Source organism: Zhengella sedimenti, from assembly GCF_046506625.1.
In the GTDB taxonomy this organism is placed as follows: domain Bacteria; phylum Pseudomonadota; class Alphaproteobacteria; order Rhizobiales; family Rhizobiaceae; genus Zhengella; species Zhengella sedimenti.
Genome location: NZ_JBKFFP010000001.1, coordinates 905,430 through 919,149, shown reverse-complemented (window position 1 = coordinate 919,149; position 13,720 = coordinate 905,430). Strand labels below are relative to the sequence as shown.

The 13,720-nt window shown below is 64.6% G+C and carries 12 protein-coding genes and 1 pseudogene; 5 read left to right on the top strand and 8 right to left on the bottom strand.

Going from position 1 to position 13,720, the window contains the following annotated elements:
- Positions 1–54: 54 nt before the first annotated feature.
- The 3 genes from ACLB6G_RS04555 to ACLB6G_RS04545 form a co-directional block, all read right to left on the bottom strand.
- A complete protein-coding gene (locus tag ACLB6G_RS04555; protein ID WP_410354919.1) occupies positions 55–1,437 on the bottom strand; it encodes an FAD-binding oxidoreductase in 1,383 nt (460 codons plus the stop codon).
- Positions 1,438–1,653: 216 nt separating this feature from the next.
- Positions 1,654–3,012 carry a GAF domain-containing protein gene (locus ACLB6G_RS04550; protein ID WP_410354918.1) on the bottom strand — a complete coding sequence of 453 codons (1,359 nt, stop codon included), beginning with the start codon at positions 3,010–3,012 and terminating at the stop codon, positions 1,654–1,656.
- Positions 3,009–3,542 (bottom strand): hypothetical protein, encoded by a 534-nt coding sequence (locus ACLB6G_RS04545; RefSeq protein ID WP_410354917.1) that lies wholly within the window; start codon positions 3,540–3,542, stop codon positions 3,009–3,011. The genes ACLB6G_RS04550 and ACLB6G_RS04545 overlap by 4 nt, the downstream gene beginning before the upstream one ends.
- A 239-nt stretch (positions 3,543–3,781) precedes the next feature.
- Here ACLB6G_RS04545 and ACLB6G_RS04540 point away from each other — a divergent pair, with 239 nt between their 5' ends.
- Positions 3,782–6,280 (top strand): cation:proton antiporter, encoded by a 2,499-nt coding sequence (locus ACLB6G_RS04540; protein WP_410354916.1) that lies wholly within the window; start codon positions 3,782–3,784, stop codon positions 6,278–6,280.
- Positions 6,281–6,425: 145 nt separating this feature from the next.
- Here ACLB6G_RS04540 and ACLB6G_RS04535 read toward each other — a convergent pair whose 3' ends face one another.
- Positions 6,426–8,147 carry a cation:proton antiporter gene (locus ACLB6G_RS04535; protein WP_410354915.1) on the bottom strand — a complete coding sequence of 574 codons (1,722 nt, stop codon included), beginning with the start codon at positions 8,145–8,147 and terminating at the stop codon, positions 6,426–6,428.
- Between the two features lie 156 nt (positions 8,148–8,303).
- On the opposite strand from ACLB6G_RS04535, the gene ACLB6G_RS04530 reads away from it, so the two are divergent.
- Positions 8,304–9,167 carry a universal stress protein gene (locus ACLB6G_RS04530; RefSeq protein WP_410354914.1) on the top strand — a complete coding sequence of 288 codons (864 nt, stop codon included), beginning with the start codon at positions 8,304–8,306 and terminating at the stop codon, positions 9,165–9,167.
- Between the two features lie 205 nt (positions 9,168–9,372).
- Here ACLB6G_RS04530 and ACLB6G_RS04525 read toward each other — a convergent pair whose 3' ends face one another.
- The 3 genes and pseudogenes from ACLB6G_RS04525 to ACLB6G_RS04515 form a co-directional block, all read right to left on the bottom strand.
- Positions 9,373–9,723: a RidA family protein gene (locus ACLB6G_RS04525; protein WP_410354913.1), complete on the bottom strand. Its 351-nt coding sequence runs from the start codon at positions 9,721–9,723 to the stop codon at positions 9,373–9,375.
- The gene (locus tag ACLB6G_RS04520; RefSeq protein WP_410354912.1) at positions 9,720–9,842 is read right to left on the bottom strand and encodes a hypothetical protein; all 123 of its coding nucleotides are present in this window, start codon (positions 9,840–9,842) and stop codon (positions 9,720–9,722) included. The genes ACLB6G_RS04525 and ACLB6G_RS04520 overlap by 4 nt, the downstream gene beginning before the upstream one ends.
- Before the next feature lie 114 nt (positions 9,843–9,956).
- Positions 9,957–10,244: pseudogene (locus ACLB6G_RS04515) on the bottom strand (arsenate reductase ArsC); the annotation flags it as partial.
- A gap of 329 nt (positions 10,245–10,573) precedes the next feature.
- Between ACLB6G_RS04515 and ACLB6G_RS04510 the strand changes: the two are divergent.
- The gene (locus ACLB6G_RS04510; RefSeq protein WP_410354911.1) at positions 10,574–12,154 is read left to right on the top strand and encodes an oleate hydratase; all 1,581 of its coding nucleotides are present in this window, start codon (positions 10,574–10,576) and stop codon (positions 12,152–12,154) included.
- A gap of 142 nt (positions 12,155–12,296) precedes the next feature.
- On the opposite strand, the gene ACLB6G_RS04505 is transcribed toward ACLB6G_RS04510, so the two are convergent.
- Positions 12,297–12,629: a hypothetical protein gene (locus ACLB6G_RS04505; RefSeq protein ID WP_410354910.1), complete on the bottom strand. Its 333-nt coding sequence runs from the start codon at positions 12,627–12,629 to the stop codon at positions 12,297–12,299.
- A gap of 269 nt (positions 12,630–12,898) precedes the next feature.
- Here ACLB6G_RS04505 and ACLB6G_RS04500 point away from each other — a divergent pair, with 269 nt between their 5' ends.
- The gene (locus ACLB6G_RS04500) at positions 12,899–13,342 is read left to right on the top strand and encodes an XRE family transcriptional regulator (protein ID WP_410354909.1); all 444 of its coding nucleotides are present in this window, start codon (positions 12,899–12,901) and stop codon (positions 13,340–13,342) included.
- Complete coding sequence (locus ACLB6G_RS04495; RefSeq protein ID WP_410354908.1) at positions 13,339–13,485, top strand: ubiquitin family protein; 147 nt, start codon at positions 13,339–13,341, stop codon at positions 13,483–13,485. The genes ACLB6G_RS04500 and ACLB6G_RS04495 overlap by 4 nt, the downstream gene beginning before the upstream one ends.
- Positions 13,486–13,720 lie beyond the last annotated feature (235 nt).

Sequence of the window (13,720 nt, the reverse complement as noted above, 5' to 3'; positions counted from 1 at the left end):
AATCGAGTTGGCCTGCCACCTGCCCGCTTCCCATGGCCCTGCCCCAGGCATCGCTCAGGCCGCCGCGCGGCCGCGGGCAAAGCCGGCCAGCGAACGGAACCGGCCTTCCGGATCGTGGCGAAGGCGCAGGGCGGCCAGGCGCGCCGCCGCTGCCGGGGAATGGATCGAGACGGGCCTGCCTTCGCGCTCCAGGTCGGATTCACCGACATAGGTGCCCGTCGCGGCAGGCTCGACGGCGCCCATGGTCTGGCGCAGCCAGGCCATGTTGGCCGCGTCGGCGTCCTCCCTGTCCCAGATCGTGTAGATGCTGGCGAAGACGCGCCCGATACGCGAGAACGCCGCGTCGCCGGGTGCCTGCGACTGCGGCGAGCGCAGCGCGACAAGGGCGAAGGAATCCGCCGATGGCCGCCGGGCGAAATCGCTCACGATGCTCTCCAGCACCATGGCGAAGGACGCATCCGACCACAGCGTATCGACGGCGTAACGTTTGCCTTTCGGCGTCGAGACCGAGGTCAGTTGGTAGAGCGCGTCGAAGGGCGTTGGCATGGCGTCCATGCGTTGCAGCGCGGTGGCCGGGGCATCGGCGAACAGCTCGTCCAGAATCGACCCTGCATCCGTTTCACTTGTACCGAAAGCCGTGGCGATGACAGCGAGCACGAACGCGCCCTGCGGGGCATTGGCTTCCGGCGGCGGCGACGACACCTTCACCGTGAATTCCAGATTCGCGGGCATCCGGCTGATCGCGGCTTCCGCCCATTCGCCGACGGCACGGGCGTCCGCGGGCGCATGAACGTGGACGCTGGAGAGGATGGCTTTCGGGGCCTCGTAGAGACGCAGCCGGTAGCCGGTCACGACGCCGAAGAACTCCGGTCCGGCCCCACGCGCCGCCCAAAGGATGTCGGAGTGATTGTCTTCGTCGGCATGGACGAGCCGGCCGTCGGCGAGAACGACGTCGACGCCGGTGACCGAGAAGCAGGCGATGCCCCAGGCGCCGGAATTCCAGCCCACCCCGCCGCCGAGCAGATAGCCGCTGACAGGTACCGTGGCGCAATGGCCGACGGGAAAGGCCAGCCCGTGGCGCGACAATGCCGCGGCAAGCCGCTCGTTGGTCACGCCGGGGCCGGCAAGGGCCGTCCCTGTCTTCACGTCGATCTGCAGATGGTCGAGCGCACTGACATCGACGATGACATCGCCTTTCAGCGCGATGCCGGTGAAGTTGTGGCCGCCGCCGCGTGGCGAAACCGAAAGGCCGTTGGCGCGGGCAAAGGCAACTGCCTTCTGCACATCGCCGGGCGTTTCGGCCCGAACCACATAGCGGGGCACGAGGTCCGGCTTGCGGCCGTTCCAGACCAGGTCGGCGCAGGCCTGGCGGGAGGCCGGATCGAAGATTTCGATGGCGGCGCCATGCAGGCCGCGCTTGAGTTCCTGAAAGTCCATGTTCTCTCATCCGTGTCTTGACGGCTCCGCACGCTAGCGCGATGGCTTTGCAGCGCGGCGTTCCGTGGTCACTCTTTTCGACTGAAAATGCCGCCTTGCGCGCGGCACCGGCATCGGGACCGCCCGTCAGGGCCGGCCCGGTGCATGGCGGATGAGATACAGGCAGGCGGCCGGGTGCGCCTGCTAAGACTTTCATCGCGAAATGCTAAAAGAATACTATTCGGCCGACAGGGCCTGCGCAGCAGCCAGGTTTTCCAGCTTCAGCCTGCAATGGGCGACGAGCCGGAAGCGCCCGCGCCCGCTTTTCTCGATGCGCAGGCAGGCCTGCCTTTCCTCCAGCCGCTTGCGCAGAAGGATGAGGCGGGCATCGAGGTTCTCGGCATGTTCGGGCAGGCGCAGTGCCGGGTCGATGCGAAGTTCGCGCGTGGTGAAATCCGTCCGGCCGGTATCCCTGAACTCGCCGAGCACGCGCCAGAGGATCGCGCCGGCAACCCCCTTGATGAGGTAGTCATGACCGATGAAGACGCTCTGGTCCGGCGCGTGGTATCGCACCGTCACCACGCCATCCGGCGCGACGGGATGCGGCCCGTCCGACGTCTCGGCCGCGATGCTGTCGTCCTTCAGCATGCCGGCCAGAAGGCCCAGGTGGCCGGCCAGCAACATCAGCGCATCCTCCTCGTCATAGCCGAAGCGCATGGTCTCCTCGGCTTCGGCGAAAAGGATGCCGAGCAGTTCTTTCTTGAGCAGGATGGGCAGGGCGATCTGGCTGCGCGGGTTTTTCAGGCCGGGAAACGGGATTTCCGTCGGCACGCCACTGAGGATGCCCGCGCGCCTCGCGGTATGCACCATGGCCGCCCCGTAGCGGTATTCCATCGTCATGTGGCCGATGCGGATCGGCGCCTTCTCGCGCGCCGCGACACCGATCACGCCCTCGCCGAACGCCACTTCCGAGCCGATGCCGGAATGTGCGTAGCCGCGCGACGCCACCGTGTAGAGACGCTCCGCCTCCGCTTCCGCCATCAGGACCATCGCATAGCGGATGCCGAAATGCCGTTCGAGGCCGGCCAGCGCTGTTTCCAGCAGGTCCTCCAGATCATCGCAGCCCTCCAGACCGTCCTGGCAGGCGCGCAGGTTCGCCAGCAACTGATGGGCCGGCGGCTCGGGCAGCAATTGCCAGCATTCCACCTCCTCGACCGCCGTGACGCGGTAGATGTCGGCGCCTAGCAGCCGGAAGATCCCGTCCATGCCATGGTGGGACGCGATGCCGGCGAGTTTCGCCCGCATGGTTTCGAAAACCGGCCCCTTGCTCTGCGTCTCGACGAAGTGAAGTGCCAGACGGTGCGTGACCAGCGTGACCGGATCGGTGATCATGACCGAAGCCTTGCGCGTTGCCAGCACGTTGCGCCGCGTCTTGTTGAAGAACTGGTAGCTGAGCGCGACATGGTCGCTGTCGACGAAGTGCACCTGCGAGATCATGGAAACATTGGGCATGCCCTCGGCGTCGCAGGTCGTCAGAACGGCAGCGACGATTCCCTCCATCGACCGGCGCAGCGGCTTGATGTCGACCGTTGTCATGGCGTTGTCACCGGGCCGCCGGCGCCGGGGCCTGGCGTTTGCATGAAAGCCTGGCAGGGCCGGAATGCGATCGACACCACGTCGCCCAGGTCGGCATTGGCCCAGCTTCCGGCCACCTGCGGCGGCAGGCCGATTTCGATGAGTTCGTCACGGAAGACCATGCATTGGCGCAGGATTTCGGGGTGATCGCCGGGATCGGCGTCGCCCACCACGCCGCCATGCGCCTTCACCTGGAACGACGCATGGTCGATGGCGCGGCTGAACGTCACCGCCAGTTTCGCCCCGGCGGCGATGGCCGCCAGAAGCGGCGCATTCGTTGCCCTTTTTGCAAAGACCCTCATGCAGCCGGCATGGTCGACCCGCGCGCCGAGCCCCACTCCGGACAGCGGGTTGCCGGCGAGGTCGCAGCACCCGATGACGACGCTGACGCCGCCCTGCGCCAGGGCGATCAGGTCCGGCGGCAGAAGATCATGGGCGGACATGCCGGGGACGGCGCCCGGATCATGGGCAGGGATCGCAGCGTCTGTCATGCATGCCGACCGTTGGCCGTTGTCTGGATGATGAATCTGTGCGTCGCTTTTGCCGTCTTGTCCATCGCTTTGTCGCAACGGCGTGACGCGGCGTGCGCCTGTGACGCCGTTTCCCGGGCCGCCGGGGAGGGCCAAGGAGGGCACCACGGGCAAGGCCTTGACGAGGGAATTGCGCACTTCTGCTGCTGCATCCGGCCTTGGCGATTCCACCGGCCCGGAATTCAAGCTAGTTCAAGGGAATGGATATCGTTCTCGTCACCACGGTCATAGCCTCGCTCTTCCTGGTCATCGGCACGGCCGAGCCGCTCGCCGCGCGCCTGCGCGTGCCCTACAGCGTGATACTCGCGGCGCTCGGTGTGCTGATCGGTGCCGGAGCGATCTTCTTCCTGCGCACGGAACTGACCGACGCGCTCAATCCCGTCGCGGAGGCGATCCTCGGCCTGCCGATCCGGTCCAACGTCTTCCTCTATGTCTTCCTGCCGACGCTGCTCTTCCAGGCGACGCTCGGCATGAACCTGCGCCGCATGCTCGACGACTGGGTGCCGATCCTGGTTCTGGCGGTGGTGGCGGTGGTGGTGGCGACCCTCGGTGTGGGATACGCCCTGTCCTGGGCAAGCGCGCTGCCGCTGGCCGCCTGCCTGCTGATCGGGGCGATCGTCTCGACGACCGATCCTTCTGCCGTCGTCACCATTTTCCGCTCGATTTCGGCGCCACGCCGGCTTGCACGCATCATCGAGGGGGAGAGTCTGCTGAACGATGCCGCGGCCATCGCGCTGTTCGGGCTTTTCATGGGCTTCGTCATGATGGGCGTGCCGGATCCCGATCTCGGTGAGGCGCTTGCACGCTTTCCCGTGCTGATCGCCGGCGGCGCGGTCACCGGCTGGCTGGCGGCGATGATCGCCGTCCGGGTCATGGCACTGTTCAACAGGTTCGAGCTGGCGCAGATATCGATCTCGGTCGCGCTACCCTATCTGGCCTATATCGTGGCCGAGCAGAGCATTGGGGCCTCCGGCGTCATCGCCGTGGTTGCTGCCGGGCTGACGATGAACCTCACCGGACCGGGACGCGTGCCGCCGCAGGCATGGGCGAACCTGCGCGAACTCTGGAACGTGCTGGCCCATTGGGCCGGGGCGCTGATCTTCATCCTGGCCGCACTCCTGATCCCGCGGCTGCTGGAGGAGGTGCGGCTCGGGGACTTCGTTCTGGTCGGTGTCGTGGTGCTGGCCGCGATCGCCGCCCGCGCGGTGATCCTGTTCGGGCTCCTGCCGCTTCTGACGGTCCTCAGGCTCTCGCCGGCGGTGGAGCCGCCCTACCGGGTCGCCATCCTCTGGGGCGGCTTGCGCGGCGCGGTGACACTGGCGCTGGCGCTCGCGGTGACAGAGAGCTTCCGGGTTCCCGATGACATTCAACGGGTCGTCGGTATTTTGGCGACCGGCTTCACGCTCTTCACCCTGATCGTCCAGGGCACCACGCTGCGGCTCGTGATCAGCCGGCTCGGGCTCGACCGGCTGTCGCCCATCGACGAGGCCTTGTCGCGCCAGGTGGTCGCTGTCGCGCTCCAGACGGTGCGCGAGGACGTGGCCCGCACGACCGGGAATTATGATCTCAGCCATGACACCGTCCGTTCGGAGGCCAAGCGGTTCGCCGAGCGGCTCGACGCCGCGGTTAAGTCGGCCGAAGAGAGCGGCGACATCCTCGACCGCGACCGGATCACGCTCGGGCTCATCGCGCTGGCGGGCCACGAGCGCGATACCATCCTCGCCCGCGTGCGCGAGCGGAGGATCTCGGCGCGCATGGCCGAGCAGGTCGTCTCGAACGCCGACCGGCTGATCGAGGGGGCGCGGTCCCAGGGCCGGAGCGGCTACCAGCGCGCCGCCCGCCGCAGCGTCGCCTATGGCCGAGCCTTCCGCCTCGCCGTGCTGCTCAACGGCCGCCTGGGCTTGTCGGGACCTCTGGCGAGAATGACTGCCGACCGTTTCGAACTCCTGCTCTCGCAGCGGCTCATCCTGCGCGATCTCGGCGCCTTCATCGAAGGGCGCATCCGGCGCATTCATGGCCGGCGGGTGGCCGAGTTGCTGCAGGAACTGCTCGCCCGGCGGATCGAGGCCGTGGAAACGGCGCTGGAAGGCTTGCGCCTGCAATATCCGGGCTACGCGGAGGAACTGGAACGCCGCTTCATCCGGCGCACGGCGCTGCGGCTGGAAGAACGGGAATACGTCGCCATGCGCGAGGACGGACTGATCGGCGCGGAGGTCCATACCGCGCTGATGCACGAACTCGATGCCCGCCGGGCCGCCGCCGAGGAGCGCCCGCGCCTCGACATCGCGCTTCAGCGTGCCGAACTCGTGCGGCAGTTCCCGCTCTTCGCCGGTCTCGACGAGACGTCTCTCAAGCGTCTCGGACGCGCGCTGAGGACACGCTATGTGAATGCCGGCGATGTCATCATCCGCAAGGACAGTCCCGCAAGAAGCGTCTTCTTCATTGCCTCCGGGGCCATCGAAGTGGAGAGCGCCGGCCAGACCTGGCGGCTTGGCCGCGGCGAAATGTTCGGCCAGATGGCGGTATTGATGAAGAAGGCCCGCCGGGCCGAGGTTCGCGCCATCGCCCCTTCCACGCTGCTCGTCCTGGACGAGGCGCGGTTCCGCCGGCTGCTGGGCCGCAGCGCTGCCCTTCAGGCCGCGGTGCGCCAGAGCGCCGAAAAACGCGGGGTCGATCCGGCGGAACTCTTGGCCGGCTGAGACGCATTGCCGCCGGCGCACAGGTTCCGGGACAATGGATGGACGAGGCAATGGCACGACCGAGCGGAGTTATGCTTTCCATCGTGACCGAATGGGCGAACGATGGGACCGGGGGTATCGGGAACGGTTTTCCTGACGGCGTCCACTACGCCTGTTTGCCTTCCGTTTCGATGGCAGGGATCTCGGTGCGTTCCTCTTCGGGAGCGCCGCAGAGCAGTTCGACTGCACGGTCGGCCGCGTCCTGGAACGGCTCCAGCACCATGTCGGCTCCGGAAGCGAAGAGTTCTTCGGTATCCTTGTGATGGTGCGAAGCAACGGCCACGCGTCCACGGAAACCCGAGGTGCGGGTGAGCTGGATCAGCGTCCTGCGCGTGTCCTCGTGGCTGAGGCCGGTCGGATGGACCGGCACGGTCGAGACGATCCATTCGGCCGGCGACAGTGGAAGCTCGGCCACGAATTCAGGGTCGGTCGCATCCCCGAACTCGGTCTCGAGCCCCAGTTCCCGCCAACGCCGCACCGCGAACGGGTTGAAGTCCACCCCGAGCACCCGTATGCCCCGCTTCTTGAGGCGCATCCCGATGGCGGTGCCGAACCGTCCCAACCCGAAGACGATGACCTTGTAGCCGTCCTCGCGATGGGCCCCGGCCTCGGACGGCTCGCGCGGCGTGCCCTGGCGCTCGAACATGCCGAGGAGCGGCTCGAACACCGCGTAGAGCCGGTGCGAATAGGTGATCATGTAGGTCGAGGCAGCGATGGTCACGAGGCCGACCATGGTGACGAGGCCGAGCGCGTCCTCCTGTACATGGCCGAGCGATACGCCCATGGCGACAAAGATGAGCGAAAATTCGCTGATCTGCGCAACTGTCAGACCCGCCAGGAAGCCCGTGCGCTTGCGGTAGCCAATCGCGCCCATGATCGCCAGCACGATGAGCGGGTTGCCGATCAGCACGAAGAGCGAGAAGACAATCGCCCCGCTGACATGCGCGCCAAGCAGGGATAGATCGAGCGCGGAACCGAGCGCGATGAAGAAGAACAGGAGCAGGAAGTCGCGCAGCGGCGCGAGGCGCGCGGCGATGGTCTCGCGGTAGGGGGTCGAGGCGAGCGCGACGCCTGCCAGCAGGCCGCCCACCTCCTTGCCGAGACCCACGATGTCACCGGCCGCAGCGAACATCGCGGCCATGGCGATGGCGAAGATCACCAGAAGCTCAGGCGCGCAGGCGAGCCGCTCGGTCAGCGGATTGGCGATGTAGCGGACGAAAAGGACCACCAGCGCAATCATCGCCACGCCCGCGGCCAGGACCAGCGGAACCGACCCGCCACCATGGCCGCCGTCACTCGCCGCACCGATGCCGATGGCCGAAAGCACGATCATCGCAAGCACGACGACGAGGTCCTGCACGATCAGGAAGCCGAGCGCGATCTGGCCGTGCAGGCTGTCGATCTCGCGTTTGTCCGACAACAGCTTCACGATGATGATGGTCGAGGAAAATGTCAGCGCCACGGCGACGTACAGGCTGGTGACATGACCAAGCCCGACCGCGAGTCCGATCAGGTATCCGAAGATCGAAGTGAACGCCACCTGGCCAAGCCCGGTCAGGAGCGACACCGCCCCGAGCGAGCGGATGAGCTTCACGTCAAGCTTGATGCCGACGAGGAACAGCAAGACCGCGATACCGAGTTCGGACAGCAGGCTGATCTGCTCGTCCGATCGGACGAGGTCCAGCGCGGACGGTCCCGCGATCAGGCCGACCGCGATGAAACTGACGATCAGCGGCTGGCGCAGGATGATCCCGAGGAACCCGACCACGGCAGCAAGCACCAGAAGTGCCGCGATCTCCGCAAAGGGCGAATGAACAAACACATCCATCAACTGTTCTTCCCTTCCGCCCTTGTTGCTCAGGCTCTGTCCGATGCCGAAGGTGTTGTCGTTTCCTGCTTTGTCTTCTCCGTGACTCTCAAATAGGTTTGCATGACGGAAAGCACTACGTATTTGATTGAACGGCGAAAGACGGGACGGGGTGCGATGAAGAAAATACTGGTGGCAACGGACTTCTCGGAAAGATCGGATCGGGCGTTGCGGCGCGCCACCCTCCTTGCTCGCCAATTCGGAGCTGAAATCCTGCTCGTTCATGTCGTCGATGACGATCAGCCAAGACGGATAGTTGAGGCTGAACGGGCAGAAGCTTCGACGCTCCTGACCCAAATGGCAGCTACCCTTCGCGATGTAGACGGTGTGCCCTGCGAGGCACTTGTCCCGGTGGCCTCGCCATTCCTCGGAATTGTCCAAGCCGCGTTGGACACATCGCCCGACCTGCTGGTCATCGGATCACATCGACGCCAAGTGCTCCGGGATGTCTTCATTGGCACCACTGCGGAACGTATCATTCGTTCCGTCGAGCGTCCTGTTCTGATGGTGAATGCACCACCGGCCAGTCTGTACAAACATATTTTGGCAACGACAGACCTGTCGGACAGATCCAAGCATGCGCTCGAACATTTCTACGATCTTGGGATTCATGATAATTCACTGAATTCCATAATTTACATATTCGATGTCCCGGCGCTTCGTCTGTCGTTCAGCCATTCGATTTCGAAGGATGACAAGAACAACTACATGGAAGACGAAAAGCGGGGTGCAACGGCTGCCCTTGCAACATTCGTTGCTTCTCTGAACCGCGGAACGGTCAGGCAAATACTGCGGCACGAGGCAACAACGACGCAAAATGAGATATTGAATGCGGCTGCCGAGCAACAAGCAGACCTCATCGTGATATCAACGCATGGCCAGGGCGGCCTGGCAAAACTGCTTCTAGGGAGCGTAACCGAGCAGGTCTTGAGGTCGTCGCCGATCGATGTCCTGACGATTCCTGCGCAGCGTGAGCGCTGAGCCAGGCAGACTGGCACTCGAAAGGCTTTGCTTGCGCAGACGCGATCACGGGATGGTCAGACAACGGCCACGCTGGAAGCGACCCCGCCCCGACGCTCAAGGGCAACTGCTGCGGCGGTGGTCGGGCGCAAACGGAGACAAGCCCGCGACATGCCGCCCCGACCAGCCGTGGACGCAGCCGCCCCGGCTGGCGCAATGTGCGCGGTCAGGATCGGGCAGCCGTCACGATGATCTCGACCGTGTATCCGGGCGCGGCAAGCCGGGCCTCGCCACAGGCGCGCGCCGGTGCATCGCCTTCAGGCACCCAGGCGTCCCACACAGCGTTCATTTCCTGGAAGTCTGCCATGTCGGCCAGCCAGATGATCGCCTGCAGGATGCGCGACTTGTCCGATCCGGCCTCGGCCAGCAGCCGGTCGATGGCGTCGAGGCAGTCCTGCGTCTGCTGCGCCACGCTGGCGCCAGACGTGCCGACCTGACCAGCGAGATAGATCGTGTCGCCATGAATGACGATCTGCGACATGCGGGCGTTGGTGTGATGGCGTTCGATTGTGCTCACGGGATCATCTCCGGGGTTTCGCGTTTCTGCCAGATGGTTCCCAGTTCCTTCTCCAGCCGTTCGGCCACGTCAAGCACGAAAACATCGTCGTGCATGGCCCCGACAAGCTGGACGCCCAACGGAACCTGGCCTTCAAGATGCGTCGGCGGTGCGCCCGGGCGCCTTTCGTCTTGATGATTTTGCCATCTTCCAAGGGGGGTGGTGAAAACAGGATTTGTGGTGGATGACGACCGTCATGCGGTTTCTTCCGCAGCCGATGCCGTGCCGATCTGGCCGAGCCTTCTTTGCAGCGACAGCCTGTCGATGCTGGAAAGCGGCAGCGAGCAGAAGATCGAGATGCGCTGGGTCAGCATCCGGTAGGTCTCGGCGAAGGCCAGCGCGACTTCGGTTTCGGTGCCCTCCACGGCGGCGGGATCGGGCACGCCCCAATGGGCCGACATGGGCTGGCCGGGCCAGACCGGGCAGGCCTCCTTAGCGGCGTTGTCGCAGACGGTGAACACGAAATCCATCACCGGCGCGCCGGTGTGCCAGGTGGCTTGTGCATGCCAGGCATGGAGTCCGCCGCGCAGGCATGCCTAGAAACGGCGGATCACCACCAGCCCGGGCGTGACGCCTATGGCCGCCAGCGGACGTACCGGAAAGGGGGCCACAACAGACCCATCATTCATGTCTCGTCCGATGCCTTCGGATTTCCCGCGACGAATTCAGCAAGAGAAATATCGCAGACCCGTCACGAAACCGCGTTGATCTCGAACAAGGCGGGCAAGCGGCAAGCGGGTTCATGCTGCATCTTGCCGGGTTCCGGAAAACAGCCCCGCGTGTTGGACAAATTTGAACAGGAGCGCTGCCGATGCAACCCACCGAAGGAAATGGGCGACACTACATGGTCGGGGGCGGGATCGCGGCCCTGTCGGCCGCTGTTCTGCTGGTCCGTGACGGCAACGTGCCGGGTGACCGGATCACGATCCTCGAAAATCATGCCACAGCCGGGGGCAGTCTCGATGGGTCCGGGAATGCAGGGATGGGCTACCTTACCCGTGGCGGGCGCATGTTCGAACCGAATTTCGTCTGCACGCTCGATCTCCTGTCCGCGATACCCGCGCCCGATGATCCCGCGGTTTCGGTGAAGGATGACATCCTGGCCTTCAACCGGATGGTGCCGGGGCGGGCCGAGTGCCGTATCGTCCGCGATGGCCACAAGGCGGAAGACCGCTACAGCCTCGGCCTTGGCGCGGAAGAGATCGTGGCGCTCAACCGCCTGCTGCTGGTGCCCGAGGGGCAGATCGAGGGGCGCAGCATCGAGAACTGGTTCGCACCGGCCTTCTTCGAGACGAACTTCTGGATCATGTGGTCGACGATGTTCTCGTTCCAGCCTTGGCATTCAGTGTTGGAGATGCGGCGCTACATGCGCCGCTTCCTGCACCTCTTCCCCGGCCTGACGCGGATCGAAGGCATCCTGCGCACCCGCTACAACCAGCATGACTCGATCATCGCGCCGATCCTGGCCTGGCTGTCGGCCCGCGGCGTGACCGTGCGCACGGAAAGCCGCGTCATCGACGTGACCATTTCGGGCGGGACGGGCGGCCGCCAGGTAACGGCGCTTCATCTCGCGTCCGGAGAGGTCATCGACATCGCCCCCGAGGATTGCGTCTACCTGACGCTTGGCTCGATGACAGACGCCACCGTGACCGGCGAGAGGACTGTAGCCCCTCCGCCCGCGGACGGGCCGGCCCCCGGGTTTGATCTATGGCGGCGCCTGGCGGCGCATCACGAGGGGCTGGGCCGGCCAGAGGTCTTCGCCGGGCAGCCGCAGCAGACATCGTGGACGTCCTTCACCGTCACGCTGGCCTCGTCCGCCTTCGTGACCTTCATGGAGGACTTCAGCAGCAACCGGACCGGCACCGGAGGCCTTGTCACCTTTGCGGACTCGGGCTGGCTGATGTCGATCGTGATGTTCCACCAGCCGCATTTCCGGGACCAGCCGGCCGACCGGCCGGTGTTCTGGGGCTACGGACTGCGCGGCGACCGGCCGGGCGATGCCGTCCGGAAACCGATGGCGGAGGCCACCGGAGCGGAGGTGCTGGAGGAGCTGGCCCACCAGCTACGGCTGACCCCGCACCAGCGCGCAGCGTTCTTCGACGGCGCGCAGGTGATCCCCTGCCGGATGCCCTTCATCACCAGCCAGTTCATGCCGCGAAAGACAGGCGACAGGCCGCCGGTGATTCCCCGCGAGGCCCTGAACTTCGCCGTGATCGGCCAGTTCTGCGAGATCCCGCGCGACTGCGTGTTCACGGTCGAATATTCGATCCGATCCGCCTGGACCGCGGTGCATGGGCTCACCGGAAAGGTGCCGCCCCCGCCGCCGGTCGTGCGCAGCGACCGCGATCCGCGCGCATTGCTTCGGGCCGCCAAGGTCATGTTGTCGGGCTAGACCCATCGCAGGAAGAGCGACCACCGCATCGGAAAGGGCAAGTGGCCACAGGCTCACTCTATGTCCGAAATCTTGGCGGGATTGAAACTCAGGCTATTGGAAAGGCTCGGAAAAATTCGACCGAGCCGAAGTCTGCCGAGGCTCAAACCGCCATTGGATGAAAGTTCCCTGGCAGGGCACGTCCCAACAGGGTCAGCATTGCCATGTCTGAAAGTGGCTTGCCCTGCTTCTGACCGGTAGAAAGAATTTGGAGACCCGCCTGGCGTGAAGGCGGTCGAACGATATCGGTGCCCACCTGCCAATTGAACCTAATTGCCATGGTCAAATGCGCGCAAAATACGCATTTCATGGCTGAAGAGGCGGTTGGATCACAAAAGCCATTTTTTCCCATATTGGACGGGCCAGATGGATATGGAGCCAAGCTGTTGAAAATATTGGCACTCCCAAGGGGAGTGATCATTGTCAATACAATCAACTACTTGGGCTTTCTAACCGCCCAAATCCGGGCACTGATTTCACTGCGTTTTTTTCGATTTCTTCTAACCCCGAATAAGCTTCACGACGGCCTTGCACCCGCGGTTCGTCTTCGGTATCGCCTCAATGGCTGTTGACGTCGCCTGACCTGAGCGCGGGGCCGTCTCCTCCTCTTCGGGTGCATATGAAACGCCACGGGTTTGATCAACAACCAGCTTCCCCCGACAACTCCCCGCTGACCCCTCGCTATAGCTTTCATCAGAAGCATGCATGTCGCGTGCGCAGATGGAGACGCTGATCATGACCACCCGCAAGCCCGGCCGCCCTTACGCAGACACCCTCCTGGCGAAGTTCGTTACCAGGAGGGTGCTGGAACTGAAATACCGCAAGACGCAGGCGCGGATCGCCGCCGACGCTGGTTTCACCAACGCGAATATCATGTCGATGATCAAGAACGGATCGTCGAAGCTGGCGCTCGACCGCGTGCCGGCGCTGGCGAAGGCGCTCGAATGCGACGCGGCCCTGCTGTTCCGCATGGCCCTCGACCAGCATGATAGCCCGACGACGGAGACGGCGATCCGGCAGATCTTCCGCGCGGTCGTGACCGAGAACGAGGCCGCCTGGCTGGACGAGTTGCGCGACGCCAGCGACAACAGCGACCCCGCGCTGACGACCCGGGCGCGTGCGGCGATCAGGGGGATTTTCGGGAAATGACGATTTCGGGATTGAGCGAAAACGAGAAGGCATGGATCACCTTCCTGCGGATGATCTCGGACGGCCGCGATCCCGCACCGACGCTCAGGCGGGTGCAGCTGCTACGGCGCGTGCTGAGCCGGAAGAAGTCAATGTGGCGGTAAGACCGAACCCAGTTGGATATGAAACTGCGGATGCGTCTCCGGTCGTCGCGCCTCAAGCACGTCATGGTGAGTTACCCCGGCATATGCGCCCTTGCACCCTTGAACATTAGCACACTTGCTCTGATCCTCTGGTGAACCGCACATGGCGTTCGCCCGTCAATCAACCTGGCAAGAGCAACATATGACATCCCATCATCATTCCGGCACGATCGCACCACCCGTGATCGCAAGCGGG

Coding starts and splice junctions, on each gene's coding strand:
- ACLB6G_RS04550 (WP_410354918.1), bottom strand. CDS start 3,012: ATGACAACGGTCGACATCAAGCCGCTGCGCCGGTCGATGGAGGGAATC.
- ACLB6G_RS04545 (WP_410354917.1), bottom strand. CDS start 3,542: ATGACAGACGCTGCGATCCCTGCCCATGATCCGGGCGCCGTCCCCGGC.
- ACLB6G_RS04495 (WP_410354908.1), top strand. CDS start 13,339: ATGACGATTTCGGGATTGAGCGAAAACGAGAAGGCATGGATCACCTTC.
- ACLB6G_RS04540 (WP_410354916.1), top strand. CDS start 3,782: ATGGATATCGTTCTCGTCACCACGGTCATAGCCTCGCTCTTCCTGGTC.
- ACLB6G_RS04535 (WP_410354915.1), bottom strand. CDS start 8,147: ATGGATGTGTTTGTTCATTCGCCCTTTGCGGAGATCGCGGCACTTCTG.
- ACLB6G_RS04530 (WP_410354914.1), top strand. CDS start 8,304: ATGAAGAAAATACTGGTGGCAACGGACTTCTCGGAAAGATCGGATCGG.
- ACLB6G_RS04555 (WP_410354919.1), bottom strand. CDS start 1,437: ATGGACTTTCAGGAACTCAAGCGCGGCCTGCATGGCGCCGCCATCGAA.
- ACLB6G_RS04510 (WP_410354911.1), top strand. CDS start 10,574: ATGCAACCCACCGAAGGAAATGGGCGACACTACATGGTCGGGGGCGGG.
- ACLB6G_RS04500 (WP_410354909.1), top strand. CDS start 12,899: ATGTCGCGTGCGCAGATGGAGACGCTGATCATGACCACCCGCAAGCCC.